Here is a 15,205-nt window from a genome sequence, read left to right as displayed (position 1 = left end):
GATCAGCCCTCACGCGTGTTTTTGGAGTTCATGGATTTGACATCCAGCACTTCGGGGCTTTGCGCCTCGTGGGGGTGCTCGGTGCCAGCATAGACGCGCAGATTGGTCATCTGCTGACGGCTCAGCGGACCGCCCGGCAGCATGCGCTGCACGGCTTTGGTCAGCAGACGCTCGGGGTGTTTACCCTCAAGGATCTGACCGGCGGTGCGCGACTTGATGCCGCCCGGATAACCGGTGTGCCAGTAGTGCACTTTGTCGGTGCGCTTCTTGCCGGTCATTTGAACTTTGTCCGCGTTGATCACGATGACGTTGTCACCCATGTCCATATGCGGTGTGAACGAGGCTTTGTGCTTGCCACGAAGACGCGTTGCGATAATCGACGCCAGACGGCCCAGAACAACGCCTTCGGCGTCGATCAGGATCCACTTTTTGTCGATATCTGCAGGCGTTGCAGAGAAGGTTTTCATTGATTCAGCCCTAACTGGGTTTCGGATGGGCTGTTTCTAGAGATTTCGTGCGCGCGGTCAAGCGCTGTCTTTGCCTCAAATTAACGTGTTTTCAAGGGCTTACAAATAAGGTATTATTTTACCCCACGCCAAATCGCCTGAAACAGCTCAATCGCCCCTATTCGGGCTGGCAAATCTCTCCACGCGCGATTGCCTGACCGGTGCGTAGGATCAATCCCGCAACCACAACGACCAGCACCACAAGGATTACCACCCCGGCGGTTTGGTGCCCGCGTGAGCCGTCCAACTGGGAAAACCGGAAAGATGCGATCGACAAGGCCGCCAGCGGAAAGCTCAGCGCCCACCAGCTCAGCGCAAAGGGAAGCTGGGCCAGTCGCGGCACCTGCACAACCACCAGTGCTGCGAAGATATAGCCGGCATTCAACAAGATACGCGCGAACCCGTCCACCTCGCCTGTCATACTGACATAGGCAAGAAACGCGACGGCAGGCGGCGCGATCAGGATCACCATGGTGGGAAACAGCCGCGCCACAATCGGGTCGTGAAAAATCAGCCGGTTCATCACCAGTGTCAGCAACACGATCCAGAAGATCATGCCGCCCGAAAAGAACAGCCACGAGGTTTCAATATAGCCAATCCGCGCGCCCAGAATGGGCACAATGACGTTGCCAACGGCCGGAATGAACCATGCGGGCGTCAAATGCCCAACCTGAAAGCTGCGGTGACTCATCCATCCAGTGATCACCGCAAGGGTCAGAACGCCCTGCCCGGCAACACCTGCCAGCCAGATCCATTCCGCCAGCGTCGCGCCATAGGGATACGTCGCGGTTGCCAGCAGCAAAAGCGAAACGGTGATCGTCGGGAAAAATGCGAGCTTCACCGGATGGTGCCACTCTTCGGCCACCATCCCCGGATAACGCAGCGCCTTGGCCAGATAGAAAAGCGAGATCACGATCATCACGGTCGCACCGATCAACAACATCAGCGACGAGGCATGTTCCAGCCAACGATAAGCCGGCGCACCGGCATGAAGCGCCAGCGTCAACCCCATCAGCCCCATGACGATGGCAAAGAAGGTGACGGGGAAATGCGCAAGCCGGCTGATTTCTTGCGGTGGGGTGATGGGATCTGGGGAATTGGTCATCTGGTCGGACATGGGGGCCTCGTTATGACATGGTGACGGCGTGTGCCAGCCTCACTCTTGGTGCGTCAATCACCCGAAGCGGTCAAGCCCGTTCAGGTGGAATTGAGTAGGTCAAACTGGCGCGGGCAACCGGGCTGTCATTGCCTTCGGAATGGATCAGCACGTCGCCCACGGCCAAAACGCGACCCAATTTGTGCAGCCGCGCATGGGCCACCAGATCGGTATTGGCGGCGGGCTTGCGCATGAAGTCGATCGAGCAATTGGTGGTCACTGCCAGCGCCTTCGGCCCGATCATCGCAAGGATCGCCAGATAGATCGACACATCTGCCAGCGCGAACATGGTCGGACCTGATACCGTGCCGCCGGGGCGCAGATGTTTGTCGCCAATCCGTGTGCGCACGGTGACCTGCAAAGGGGCCACGTCAGCGATCTCAAAATCAGGCGCGACTTGCGGAAACTCGGCCTCCATGAAGGATTGAAGCTCGTCGCGCGTCATTTTCAACTGCATGGTTTCCCCCCGTGATTTTCCCGCCTATCGTGTGCCAGAACACCAAGCGAGGACAAGATGGCAGACCCAATACTGATCCGAGAGGACGCAGCGTCAGTTGCGCGATTGACCCTGAACAACCCCGGCGCGCTGAATGCGCTGTCGGATGCGATGCTTGCGGCCCTGAAGGCCGAGTTCGAGGCGCTTGCGCAAGACAGCTCGATCCGCGCTGTCGTGATTGCGGGCGCGGGCAAGGTTTTCTGCGCCGGTCACGACCTGAAAGAAATGACCGCCGGGCGGCAGGCCGAGGATGGTGGGGCGGCCTATTTCAAAGACCTGTTTGATCGCTGCGCCGAGGTCATGTGCATGATCCCCCGCCTGCCCCAACCGGTGATCGCCGAGGCCCACGGGATCGCCACCGCCGCAGGCTGCCAGCTTCTGGCGACCTGTGACATGGCCGTCGCCGCCGAAGGCACGCGGTTTGGGGTGAATGGCGTCAATATCGGGCTGTTTTGCTCGACGCCGATGGTGGCGCTGACCCGAAACGTGCCGCGCAAGGTCGCGTTTGAAATGCTGACCACCGGCGAGTTCATCGACGCGCCCCGCGCGCGTGAAGTCGGGCTGGTCAACCGTGTCGTCCCGCATGATCAGTTGCGCGCGGCAACCGACGAACTGGCGCAGACCGTGGCCTCGAAGCTCGGGGCGGCGGTCAAGATCGGCAAGGCGAGCTTTTACGATCAGGCCGATATGTCGCTTGAGGCTGCCTATGCCTTCGCCGGTGCCGCCATGGTCGAGAACATGATGCTGCGCGACACCGAAGAAGGCATCAGCGCCTTCATAGAGAAACGCAAACCGGACTGGGATCAGTCCCAGTAATCCCTGGACCACGAGGTCGCCATGCCATACCTGATCCTGTTTTTCGCCGTGGTTGCCGAAACCATTGGCACGACCGCCTTGCAGGCCAGCCAGCAGTTCAGTCGGCTGTGGCCATCCGTGACGGTGGTCGTTGCCTACGGGATCAGCTTCGTGCTTCTGGGCTGGGCACTGAAATACATGGCCGTAGGCGTCGCCTACGCGATCTGGTCCGGGCTGGGCATCGTGCTGATCGCCTGCATTGGGTATGCGCTGTTTGGGCAACGGCTCGATCTGCCTGCGCTGATCGGCCTGGCTATGATCCTTGGCGGGATTCTGATCATCCATCTGTTTTCACAATCTGCCCAGCATTGATCCCCAGGCTGAAGCGGCGCGAAATTTAACAAGATTGGTTTTTAGGGTGGCTTTCGCATCCCAACCGGGCTATGCGCGCCCCTAACTTCTAACATATTTACACGTTTCCCCCACAAGGTGGCCCTATGGACCTGCGCAATATCGCGATCATCGCACACGTTGACCACGGCAAGACAACTCTGGTTGACGAGCTTTTGAAACAATCCGGCGCGTTCCGGGAAAATCAGGCCGTGGCCGAACGCGCCATGGACTCGAACGATCTGGAGCGTGAGCGCGGGATCACCATTTTCGCCAAACCTACCTCGGTCGAATACAAAGGCACGCGCATCAACATCGTCGACACCCCCGGCCACGCAGATTTCGGTGGCGAGGTGGAACGCATCCTGTCGATGGTGGACGGCGTTGTCCTGCTGGTCGATGCCGCCGAAGGCCCGATGCCGCAAACAAAATTCGTGACGTCGAAAGCGCTGGCGCTGGGTCTGCGCCCCATCGTTGTCTTGAACAAAGTCGACAAGCCCGACGCCGAACCCGACCGCGCGCTGGACGAATGTTTTGACCTGTTCGCCAACCTCGGTGCAGATGATGACCAGCTCGACTTCCCGCATATGTATGCCTCGGGCCGCAACGGCTGGGCGGATGCGGAGCTGGACGGGCCGCGCAAGGATTTGCACGCGCTGTTCAACCTGATCGTGAACCACGTCCCCGCTCCGCGCCAACTGGCGCATCAGGACGAAGATTTCTCGATGCTGGCCACAACGCTGGGTGCTGACCCATTTGTGGGTCGTCTGCTAACCGGACGGGTGGAAACCGGACGCCTCAAGGTCGGTGCAACCGTGCAAGCCCTGTCGCGCATCGGCCAAAAGATCGAGCAGTTCCGCGTCACCCGCATTCAGGCCTTCCGCGGTCTGGGGCAGCAAGACATCGACGAAGCCATCGCAGGCGACATCGTGTCCCTTGCGGGCATGTCAAAAGCCACAGTGGCCGACACGATTTGCGCGCTGGCAGTTGACACGCCGCTGCCCGCGCAGCCGATTGACCCGCCCACCATCACCGTGACCTTCGGCATCAATGACAGCCCGCTCGCCGGCCGTGACGGCAAGAAGGTGCAGTCGCGTGTCATCCGCGAACGCCTGATGAAAGAAGCCGAAAGCAACGTCGCCATCAAGATCGCGGACACCCCCGGCGGTGAAGCCTTCGAAGTGTCGGGCCGTGGCGAATTGCAGATGGGCGTGTTGATCGAAAACATGCGCCGCGAAGGGTTCGAACTGTCAATCTCGCGCCCGCAGGTGATCATGCGCGAGGTCGATGGTGAGACGGTCGAGCCGATCGAAGAAGTTACCATCGACGTGGATGACGAATATTCCGGTGCCGTGATTGAAAAAATCACCGGCACGCGCAAAGGCGAAATGACCGAGATGAAGCCCGCAGGCGCTGGCAAAACCCGGATCATCGCCCATGTGCCGTCGCGCGGCCTGATCGGTTATCACGGCGAGTTTCTGACAGACACCCGCGGCACCGGCGTTCTGAACCGCGTGTTCCACGGCTGGGCCCCCCACAAGGGCAATATTCCCGGCCGTCGCGCGGGCGTTCTGATCTCGATGGAAAACGGCACCTCGGTCGCCTATGCGCTGTGGAACCTCGAAGATCGCGGTCGTATGTTCATCGGTGCGCAGGAAGAGATCTATCAAGGCATGATCATCGGCGAGCACTCGCGCGAAAACGATCTTGAGGTGAACCCGCTGAAGGGCAAGAAGCTGACCAACGTGCGTGCCTCGGGCACTGACGAGGCCGTGCGCCTGACCACGCCGATCACCATGTCGCTGGAAGAGGCGATCGCCTATATCGACAATGACGAATTGGTCGAGGTCACGCCGAACAACATCCGCCTGCGCAAACGCTTCCTTGATCCGCATGAACGCAAGCGGCAAGCACGGTCATCGGATCAGTAAAGCGATCCATCTAAAACACGAAAGCCCCGGATTAACGCCGGGGCTTTCTTCGTTTAATATCAGCGGTTTATTCGTCGATCTCAACCACCAGCAATTCCCGCTCGGATGCATTGCGCGCATGGCTTAACGCCTCTTGATACTCGGGCGAATGATAGCATGTCTCAGCGGCCTGAACGCTTGGGAACTTCGCCACGACATTGCGCGGACGGTCCTTGCCTTCCAGCTGAACATAGCGTCCGCCGCGGGCGATGAAATGCCCGCCATGTTTTGCAATGGCAGGGCCGGCGAGCTTGGCATATTTGCCGTAAGCCTCTTCATCTGTGACGGTCACATGAGCAATCCAAAGGGCGGGCATATTGTTTCTCCTGCATGAAAAAGGCCGCGTATGTCAGGTGACGATACGCGGCCTTTCGAAATTTGCAATGGGGGTTGGTCAACCCACGATGACGGCCTCGGCCGCGGCCACGGCGACGTCAGCTTTGGTAATGTCCTGACCTCCGCCCTGCGCCAGTTCTGGGCGACCTCCGCCACCCTTACCACCGAGTTCGGGGACAGCGGCCTTAACCAGGTCAAGAGCCGACACACGGTCGGTCATATCGCTCGTCACACCAGCAGCAACAGCGACTTTTCCGTCATTCTCCGAGATGATCAGAACCGCGCCAGAGCCAAGCGCATCCTTCTGCTCATTCACCAGCGTTTGCAGGTCTTTGCCCGCAACACCCGATATGGTCATTGCAAGGAACTTCACGCCATTGATGTCCTTGGCTTCCGCCCCGGCTCCCGCGGCCTTTGCCAGTTCGCGTTTCAACGCCGAAATCTCGTTGTTCAGCGCCTTGCGTTCGTCCAGCATGGCCTTGACGCGGTCAACAACCTCGTCCGGTTTGGCTTTCAGCATGCCTTGCAATTCCGAGGCACGCGCGGCTTCATCTTCGATATAGGCGACGGCAGCCTTGCCCGTCAGCGCCTCGATCCGGCGAATGCCCGCCGCGCTGGCCCCTTCAGACAGGATCACGCAAACGCCAATGTCGCCGGTCTGCTTCACATGGGTGCCGCCGCACAGCTCGATCGAATAGGTCTGGCCGTCGGTGCCTTTACCGGTCGGTGAATGTCCCATCGACACCACGCGGACCTCGTCGCCGTATTTCTCGCCAAACAGCGCCTGCGCCCCGATCTCGCGCGCATCATCCGGCGTCATGATCCGGGTTTCAACCGGCGTGTTCTGGCGGATATAGGTGTTCACCTCACGCGAAATATTGCCCAATTCCTGCGCCGACACCGCGTTGTTATGGCTAAAATCAAACCGCAGCCTGTCGGGCGCGTTCAACGACCCGCGCTGCGCGACGTGATCGCCCAATTCATTGCGCAACGCTTCGTGCAGCAAGTGCGTGGCCGAATGGTTGGCGCGGATTGCCGTGCGGCGCAGGTGATCCACCGCCAATTCGGCGCCCTGCCCTTTGGCAATCTCGCCCTCATCAACCTTGGCGAAGTGAATGAACACATCCGCCACCTTCTTCGTATCGGTGATATGGGCCGACCCGGTGTCGGTACGGATCAGGCCGGTATCGCCCACTTGACCGCCCGCCTCGGCATAAAACGGCGTCTGGTTGACCACGATTTGAACCTCGTCGCCCGACTTGGCACTGTCCACGACCGCACCGTCTGAGACAATTGCCAGCACCTGACCTTCGGCATGTTCGGCGTCATAGCCCAAGAACTCCGTCACGCCGTGCTGTTCAGCCAGATCAAACCAGATGGTGGCATCCGCCGCCTCACCCGATCCCGACCACGCGGCACGGGCCCGCGACTTTTGTTCTTCCATCGCCGAGTCAAATCCGGGCTGGTCCACGCCAAGCCCTTTTTCGCGCAACGCGTCCTGCGTCAGGTCCAGCGGGAAACCGTAGGTGTCATATAGTTTGAACGCTGTCTCACCCGGCAGGTCCGCCCCTTCGGGAAGGCTCGACACTTCGTCGTCCAACAGTTTCAAGCCGCGATCGAGCGTCTTCTTGAACCGGGTTTCTTCGTTTAGCAATGTCTCTTCAATCATTGACTGGGCACGCCCCAACTCGGGGTAAGCCTGCCCCATCTGCGCCACCAGTTCGGGCACAAGACGATGCATGACAGGGTCTTGCGCCCCCAGAAGATGGGCGTGGCGCATTGCACGGCGCATGATCCGACGCAGCACATAGCCCCGCCCTTCGTTCGACGGCATCACCCCATCCGCCATCAGGAACGAGGTCGAGCGCAAATGATCCGCAATCACCCGGTGATGCACGTTTTGGTCGCCATAGGGGTCGACATTGGTCGCATGTGCCGAGGCTTCGATCAGCGCTTTGAACAGGTCGGTATCATAGTTGTCATGGCTGCCTTGCAACAGCGCGCCGATGCGCTCCAGCCCCATACCGGTATCGATCGACTGCATGTCCAACGCTTTCATCGAACCGTCTTCGAACTGCTCGTTCTGCATGAAAACGATGTTCCAGATCTCGATGAAACGGTCGCCGTCTTCCTCAGCAGATCCCGGAGGGCCACCCCAGATGTGATCACCGTGGTCATAGAAAATCTCGGTGCACGGACCACAGGGGCCGGTCGGGCCCATCTGCCAGAAATTGTCCGCCGTATCGATCCGAATGATCCGGCTTTCCGGCACACCGACCTTCTTCCAGATTTCAAACGCTTCATCATCGGTGTGATAAACTGTGGTCAGCAGACGTTCGGGATCGACGCCAAACTCTTTCGTGACAAGGTTCCACGCGAAGGCAATCGCGTCGTCTTTGAAATAGTCCCCAAAACTGAAATTTCCGAGCATCTCGAAAAATGTGTGATGGCGCGCGGTATAGCCGACATTGTCCAGGTCATTGTGTTTACCGCCCGCGCGGACGCATTTCTGAGCGGTGGTCGCCCGCGTGTAGTCGCGCGTTTCAATGCCGGTGAACAGGTTCTTGAACTGCACCATGCCGGAATTCACGAACATCAGTGTCGGATCATTGCGTGGTACGAGTGGGGAACTGTCCACCACCGCGTGCCCATTGCGTTCGAAATAGTCCAGAAAAGTTGAGCGGATATCGTTGAGGCTGGCCATTATGTCTTGTCCCAAAGGAGCGTCAAACATCGTTTACCTGCGCCAGTGGCGCCTGTCCACAGGGTGGGCCGCCAAAAACAAAGGGCCGGGGAAACCCCCGGCCCTTCCGAACTTGAAAGCGATAAATTCAGGCTTCGAGCAACCCGTCATCATCCTTATCTTTTTCCATTGGGGGCATGTCGAAATCCAACCCGTGAGCGGCGCGGATCTTGTCTTCGATCTCCAGTGCTGTGCGGGTGTTTTCGCGTAGATAGGTCTTGGCGTTTTCGCGCCCCTGACCGATCCGCTCATCGCCATAGCTGAACCAGGCACCGGACTTCTCGACGACACCCGCTTTGACACCAAGATCCAGAAGCTCGCCCATTTTTGAGATGCCTTCGCCATACATGATGTCGAATTCAACTTGTTTGAAGGGCGGCGCGACCTTGTTTTTCACCACCTTCACGCGGGTTGCGTTTCCGACCACCTCGTCACGGTCCTTGATTGCGCCGATGCGCCGGATATCCAACCGCACCGAACTGTAGAATTTCAGGGCGTTGCCACCCGTGGTCGTCTCAGGGCTGCCGAACATGACACCGATCTTCATGCGGATCTGGTTGATGAACACAACGGTACATTTCGATCGTGAAATCGACCCTGTCAGTTTGCGCATGGCCTGGCTCATCAAGCGTGCCTGCACGCCGACATTGCTGTCGCCCATATCACCTTCCAATTCGGAACGCGGTGTCAGGGCGGCAACCGAATCGACCACAACCATGCTCACCGCACCTGACCGAACAAGCGTATCGACGATTTCCAAAGCCTGTTCGCCCGTATCGGGCTGGCTGATCAGAAGCTCTTCCAGATCGACACCAAGCTTCTTGGCGTATTGCGGGTCAAGCGCGTGTTCGGCATCGACGAAGGCGCAAACGCCACCCAGTTTCTGTTCCTCCGCGACACAATGCAGTGTAAGCGTGGTCTTGCCCGAGCTTTCCGGGCCGTAGATCTCGACGATCCGCCCTTTGGGCAGGCCCCCGATTCCAAGCGCAATATCCAGGCCGAGCGATCCGGTTGGCGTCGCTTCAATTTCAGCGACCGGATTGTCCGCGCCGAGTTTCATGATCGATCCCTTGCCAAACTGCCGTTCGATCTGCGCCAGTGCGCTATCAAGCGCCTTTTGTTTGTCACCATCACGTTTCATGTTAAAAATGTCCGCCGTTGCCATTTGCTGCCTTCCCTTATTTCACACCAGAGAACGGGCGGCAATCATGCACGTGTTCTCTTTACGTTCCTCTTCTTACTTATGGGCACAAAATAGGAACATTTCAAGTAAACTTTTCAACAATGACTTTGCCACCAAATAGGTAACCAAAGGATTAACGGGAACAATGCTGGGTCATTTTTGATCCGACCCAGGGAAAAACCGCTTAATGCAGTTGTCGCTGAACCGTCGTTGTGAGGTCTGTCAGGGAAAACGGTTTGGGTAGGAAAACCGAATTCGGAATGCGCGCTTGATGCTCTGAGACCGAATCCTCCGCATAACCGGAAACGAAGACAACCTTCACACCCGGGCGGTCTTCCAAGGCTTTCGCGACCCATGTCGGACCGTCCATTCCCGGCATAATCACGTCGGTGACGAATACATCAACCGAAAGAGAGGTGTCTTCAAGCGTTCGAAGCGCTTCTTCAGCGTTCTCCGCTTCCAACACCGTGTAGCCACGCATCCGCAAAGCACGCGAAGCAAATGCGCGCACCGGGGCTTCATCCTCGACCAGCAAAACAATCCCGTCCTCCGATGCACCGGAAGCGCCATGCGTCGGTTTTGGCAAACCCGGCACCTGCTCGTCGCAAATCGTTTTCACCTTCAAGGACAAGTCACCCTCAGATGCGCTGGTCGAGGCAGACATATTGCTGTTTTGCCCCTCAGCAGGTTGGGGCCACGGGGCCTGCTCGGCATTTGGGGTTCGCTTTGATGCAAACATGCCGGAGGGCACGTCTTCAGGCTCAGCCTCTCCTCCTTCCGGAAGAGAGGTCTCAGTTTCAGCCGATCTCAGGCCCGGTTCTTTGTCTTGCCCACGATCTTCGGTGATCGGCTCGGGCAGTTCTTCGCCTGCCATCTCGGTCGACGACAGTGAAGGCTGCGAAGAGCTGTCTTCAAAAAGCTCGCGATCACTGCAAACCGGGAAGTAAAGAGTGAAGGTCGACCCTGTTCCCGGGATCGAATCAACAAAAATGAACCCCCCCATTTGCTTCACAATGCCATAGGCCATCGACAGGCCCAGTCCGGTGCCTTTACCCGCGCGCTTGGTCGTAAAGAAGGGTTCAAAGATCTTGCCAATCTTCTCGGAGGAGATGCCGGTTCCCTGATCTGTCACGCGGATGGTCACATAGTCCCCGGCGGGAACGGTCGCGCGATCACGAACGAGGGGGTGCTCTAGGATGACATTGCGGGTTTCGACCCGAACCAGCCCGCCTTCGTCCATGGCATCGCGGGCGTTTACCACCAGGTTCATCAAGACCTGGTCCAACTGGCGACGATCCGCACGGATCGGCAAAAGGTCCGTGTCATGGTCCAATTCCAGGGTGACTTTTTCGCCCACCAAACGGTTTAGGAGGTGGGTCAGATCAGACAGCGATTCCGTCAGCGCGAGCTTTTCGGGCCGCAATGTTTGTTTTCGCGAGAACGCGAGCAACTGGCGCACCAACGCGGCAGCCCGATTGCTGTTTTGGTTGATTTGCGACAGGTCTGAGAACTCGGGGTCGTTTTGATCACGCCCCAGCAGCAACAGATCGCAATGGCCGGAAATGGCCGTCAGAAGATTGTTGAAATCATGTGCGACCCCGCCCGCCAACTGACCGATGGCTTCCATTTTCTGGCTCTGAACAAACTGCGCTTCGAGTGTCTTAAGCTCAGTCGCATCTTGCAAAACAGCGACAAGCGCCGGTCCAGTGTCTTCCAATACCTGACCAAGCGAAATCTGCAAAAACACATCATCCGTTGGTTTGACCGCGCGCACAACTTCGACCCGCCCCAAATGGCGGCCGGCATGTGCTTCGCGCAACCATTCTGACACCGGACGCCCCAAGCCTTCGACCTGATCTGCCAGCCGCGACCCAATTGCCGCTTCGTCTGCCAAGAGCGCGCGCGCGCGTCGGTTCGCCATCGTGATAACGCCGGCTTCATCCAGCTTTACCAATGGCACCGGCAAGCGATCGATAAAGGCCCATTCTTCGGTGGTGATCGCGGGCCCGGCGGGGGGCGGCAGAAGATAGAGCTCTCGTCGACCGGCGGAGATCTCCAGATCGCAGACCAGAGCCGGGACCGGACCTTCTTTGCTGGACACCTGCATCACCGACCCTGCACGGACCGGCAGCTCGGTGAAGACCCGGTCCAAGGTCGTTTCGCGCCCGCCCAACAGGCGCCTTGCGGCTTCGTTCATGAACAGAATGGTGCCGGTTTTGGACACGGTCATCATCGGCAAGCTGATGTTTTCGCCTGTGCGCCCTGCCGGTCCCCGGTCGCCGATTTCTTCGAGCCTCCACAAAAAACCATCGTCGCCGACCTGATGCACCGACAAACGGATATGCCCGCGACGCAACACCACATCTTCACGAGCGGCCCCCTTGGCCTGTGCCTTGTTTTGCAAGCGAAGCAATACCGCAGCAGGCGAGGCAAACATGTCTTTCAGGGCCGCAGCCAGTGTGTCGCCTTGCCGCGGACCGAAATCTTCAATCGCCGAGGCGTTTTGATAGAGGATCATCCCGTCCGCATCCGTGGAAAACGAGGCGGCCGCGTCGTTGGCAAGAAAGCCTTCAACAGTCCTGAACAGTCCCCCCCGTTTTCGGGTGTGAAACAACGCCAAGACCCGCACCGTCAGCGCGAGGAACAAGAAGGTCAAACCGCAAACCAGCAAGACCAGTCCCAGGACCGGAACGCCGACAAACCAAGCCGCGCCCAGGAAAAAGACGGACAATGCCATCAAATACCCGATGCGCGGAGACAAGCGGATCGCGGCTTGCGTCAGTGGCGTTGGCGACAATACAGGATGCGACACGTTGGTCCCCTTTTCAGAATCGGTCCCCCTCTTTTCGCAAACAGAGGGTTAAACACCGATTAACAGCGCCAAGGTTAACAACCTGTAATTGTTTTTGCCAAGCTTTACTTTCGCCTAAGTCGGGCCACATAAAACCCGTCACCGCCATCAAGGGGCATAAACTGACGTTCCTCGACGCAGTCATAGGACGGGTGCTTCAGCACGAACTGCGCGACCTGCTCGTGGTTTTCCTCGACCAGAACCGAGCATGTGGCATAGGCAATCTCGGCAGTATTCCCGGCCTTTCGATGCGTCAATTCAGACAGTTTCGTCAGGATCTCAGACTGAATTTGGCAAAGGGACGACAGACGTTGGGCATCCAGCAGCCACTTGCCCTGTGGGGCGCGGCGCCACGATCCGCTGCCCGAACACGGTGCGTCGGCAAGAACAAGGTCGAAGTCTCCGAGCGTATTAAGCTTTGGCGTGGTGACCATCTTGATGTCGCACCCTGCGCGCTTGGCACGCGTGGGAAGGTCTATCATGCGAGCAGGCGCGATGTCGTGCGCGACCACATCAGCCCCAAGCGCGGCCAGCGCAAGCGCCTTGCCTCCGCCACCGGCGCAATAGTCCAGCACCCGCATTCCGGGCTGGACATTCAACGCTTCGATCACCGCCTGAGAGGCGGCATCCTGCAGCTCGACCAATCCCTCAAGAAAGGCACGTGACCCATTGATTTTACGTGGATTCTCGTTAACCAGCAATGCAGTTGATGCCAGATCATGTGGCGTGGTTGAAATCGCGTCCTGCGCCAGCAACGCCTGCACCTCTTCGCGGGTGGCGCGCGCTGTATTGACGCGTAAGAACACTGGTGCCCGGTGGCGCAACGCGTCAAGCACCGCATCGGACTGGTCCGCAAGGCTTTTGTCAAACCGCGCCAACAGCCAGTCCGGACAATCCAGCCGTTCGCCGCGTGTCAGGTCTGCCTGATCTTTCAGCGAGGCGTATTCTGCGGGCGAAAGGCGCGCCGGGGCATGACCTTCACCGGTGAACAGACTGTCCGGGTCAATTCCCTGTCCGCGCAGCAGCCCGATCATGGTGGCGCGCCCATCCTGCCCACCGCCTAGTGCTGCCGACGACCTGAGCCGCCTGAGCGCGTCGAACACATGGTCGCGAAGCGCTGCACGATCCTTGGAGCCTGCAAACCGGTGGCCACGGGTCCACCCGCTGAGCGCCTGTTCAGCAGGGGTGCCGGACAAGTAAGCGTCAAGCACCTCGATCGCGGCGGCAACGCGCGCGCCGGGCGTCACAATCCACCCCTGATGACATCAGCTTCGCATGATAAGGCCATGACTTTATGAGCCAATCCGGTAGTTTGGAGACTCCCGCGTGATCTGCACGTCATGCACATGGCTTTCCTTTAGCCCAGCCCCCGTGATCTTCACGAACGTGCAGTTCTGGCGCATCTCGGCGACCGATGCACAACCGGTATAGCCCATTGCGGCGCGCAAACCGCCAACCAATTGGTGGATCACCGCGCCAGCGCTGCCTTTATAGGGCACCTGCCCCTCGATCCCTTCGGGCACCAATTTGTCGGATGCGGCATCTTTCTGGAAATAGCGATCCGCCGAGCCGCGCGCCATGGCGCCCAGCGACCCCATACCCCGATAGGCCTTGAAGCTGCGGCCCTGATACAAGATCACCTCGCCCGGGCTTTCATCGGTGCCGGCAATCATCGAACCGACCATGGCACAGCTGGCTCCGGCCGCGATGGCCTTGGCGAAATCGCCAGAAAACTTGATGCCGCCGTCAGCGATCACCGGCACATCACCCGCGGCTGCCGCGCAATCCCCGATCGCCGTGAGCTGAGGCACGCCGACGCCCGCCACCATCCGCGTGGTGCAGATAGACCCCGGCCCGATCCCGACCTTCACGGCGTCGGCGCCTGCGTCGATCAAGGCGCGTGTGGCGTCACCGGTGGCGACATTGCCCGCGATGACCTGCACGGCGTTGGATTGCGCCTTGATCCGCTTGACCGCCGCGATCACGCCCTCGGAGTGGCCATGCGCCGTGTCCACCACCACGATGTCGACGCCGGCATCAATCAGCGCCTCGGAGCGGGCAAAGCCGCTGTCCCCGACAGAACTGGCAGCCGCAACGCGCAGTCGCCCAAGGTCATCCTTGCACGCCGTCGGGTTCAGCACCGCCTGTTCGGTGTCTTTCAAGGTCAAAAGCCCGGTCAGCTTGCCGTCCGCATCGGTGACCAGAAGCTTTTCGATCCGACGCGCTTTCATCAGGCTTTTCGCCTCTTCCAGCTCGGCAGGTTCTTGCAGCATGGCAAGGTTGTCCGAGGTCATCATCACCTTGACCGGTGTGCTGTCATCCGAGGCAAACCGCATATCGCGGTTGGTCACGATGCCGACCACCCGGCCCCCTTCGCCAACCACCGGAAACCCGGTGACGCGATAGCGTTCCTGCAGCGCCTTGGCGTCCGCCAAAGTCTGGTCCGGTGTCAGCGTTATCGGGTTATAGACAATGCCGCTTTCGAACCGCTTCACGCGGCGCACCTGTTGGGCTTGTTCTTCGATATCCAGGTTCTTGTGGATCACCCCCATGCCACCCGCCTGCGCCATGGCGATCGCCATGCGCGCTTCGGTCACGGTGTCCATCGCCGAGCTGAGCAGCGGGATGTTCAGGGCGATCGAGCGGGTCACGCGGGTGGTCGTATTCGCCGTGGACGGCAGAACATTGCTGGCGGCTGGGACCAGAAGGACGTCATCAAAGGTGAGCGCCTCGCGAATCTCCATGGGCTTTCTCCTCGGGAGTGTTCGTTTGGCACGTC

Annotated in this window: 12 protein-coding genes; 3 read left to right on the top strand and 9 right to left on the bottom strand. The window is 59.1% G+C overall.

The genetic code is table 11. The features are described 5' to 3' along the window. Positions 1-2: 2 nt before the first annotated feature. The 3 genes from rplM to Q0864_RS05135 form a co-directional block, all read right to left on the bottom strand. Complete coding sequence (gene rplM / locus Q0864_RS05145; RefSeq protein WP_298566686.1) at positions 3-467, bottom strand: 50S ribosomal protein L13; 465 nt, start codon at positions 465-467, stop codon at positions 3-5. A 157-nt stretch (positions 468-624) separates the two neighbouring features. Next, positions 625-1,623 (bottom strand): SLAC1 anion channel family protein, encoded by a 999-nt coding sequence (locus Q0864_RS05140; protein WP_298566685.1) that lies wholly within the window; start codon positions 1,621-1,623, stop codon positions 625-627. Positions 1,624-1,693: 70 nt separating this feature from the next. Next, complete coding sequence (locus Q0864_RS05135) at positions 1,694-2,119, bottom strand: PaaI family thioesterase (RefSeq protein ID WP_248363002.1); 426 nt, start codon at positions 2,117-2,119, stop codon at positions 1,694-1,696. Positions 2,120-2,176: 57 nt separating this feature from the next. Between Q0864_RS05135 and Q0864_RS05130 the strand changes: the two genes are divergently transcribed. From Q0864_RS05130 to typA, 3 genes are all read left to right on the top strand, one after another. Beyond that, positions 2,177-2,974, top strand: a complete 798-nt coding sequence (locus Q0864_RS05130) for an enoyl-CoA hydratase (protein ID WP_298566684.1) — start codon at positions 2,177-2,179, stop codon at positions 2,972-2,974. Between the two features lie 21 nt (positions 2,975-2,995). Next, positions 2,996-3,325 (top strand): SMR family transporter, encoded by a 330-nt coding sequence (locus Q0864_RS05125; RefSeq protein WP_248363004.1) that lies wholly within the window; start codon positions 2,996-2,998, stop codon positions 3,323-3,325. 125 nt (positions 3,326-3,450) lie between these two features. Continuing rightward, on the top strand, positions 3,451-5,274 hold the full coding sequence (typA, locus tag Q0864_RS05120; RefSeq protein ID WP_298566682.1) for a translational GTPase TypA: 1,824 nt from the start codon (positions 3,451-3,453) through the stop codon (positions 5,272-5,274). A 67-nt stretch (positions 5,275-5,341) separates the two neighbouring features. Here the strand turns inward: typA and Q0864_RS05115 are convergent, their stop codons facing one another. From Q0864_RS05115 to guaB, 6 genes are all read right to left on the bottom strand, one after another. Continuing rightward, positions 5,342-5,629, bottom strand: a complete 288-nt coding sequence (locus tag Q0864_RS05115; protein WP_298566681.1) for a DUF1330 domain-containing protein — start codon at positions 5,627-5,629, stop codon at positions 5,342-5,344. Positions 5,630-5,707: 78 nt separating this feature from the next. Further along, positions 5,708-8,353: an alanine--tRNA ligase gene (gene alaS / locus Q0864_RS05110; protein ID WP_298566680.1), complete on the bottom strand. Its 2,646-nt coding sequence runs from the start codon at positions 8,351-8,353 to the stop codon at positions 5,708-5,710. Positions 8,354-8,480: 127 nt separating this feature from the next. Then, positions 8,481-9,557, bottom strand: coding sequence for a recombinase RecA (gene recA, locus Q0864_RS05105; protein ID WP_298566679.1), 1,077 nt, complete (start codon positions 9,555-9,557; stop codon positions 8,481-8,483). Between the two features lie 202 nt (positions 9,558-9,759). Then, the gene (locus Q0864_RS05100) at positions 9,760-12,387 is read right to left on the bottom strand and encodes an ATP-binding protein (RefSeq protein ID WP_298566677.1); all 2,628 of its coding nucleotides are present in this window, start codon (positions 12,385-12,387) and stop codon (positions 9,760-9,762) included. A 104-nt stretch (positions 12,388-12,491) separates the two neighbouring features. Beyond that, positions 12,492-13,673, bottom strand: coding sequence for an RsmB/NOP family class I SAM-dependent RNA methyltransferase (locus Q0864_RS05095; protein WP_298566676.1), 1,182 nt, complete (start codon positions 13,671-13,673; stop codon positions 12,492-12,494). A 45-nt stretch (positions 13,674-13,718) separates the two neighbouring features. Then, positions 13,719-15,170, bottom strand: coding sequence for an IMP dehydrogenase (guaB, locus tag Q0864_RS05090; protein ID WP_298566675.1), 1,452 nt, complete (start codon positions 15,168-15,170; stop codon positions 13,719-13,721). Positions 15,171-15,205 lie beyond the last annotated feature (35 nt).

Source organism: uncultured Aliiroseovarius sp. (assembly GCF_947497285.1).
GTDB lineage: Bacteria > Pseudomonadota > Alphaproteobacteria > Rhodobacterales > Rhodobacteraceae > Aliiroseovarius.
This window is presented reverse-complemented; position numbering and strand designations above follow the sequence as displayed.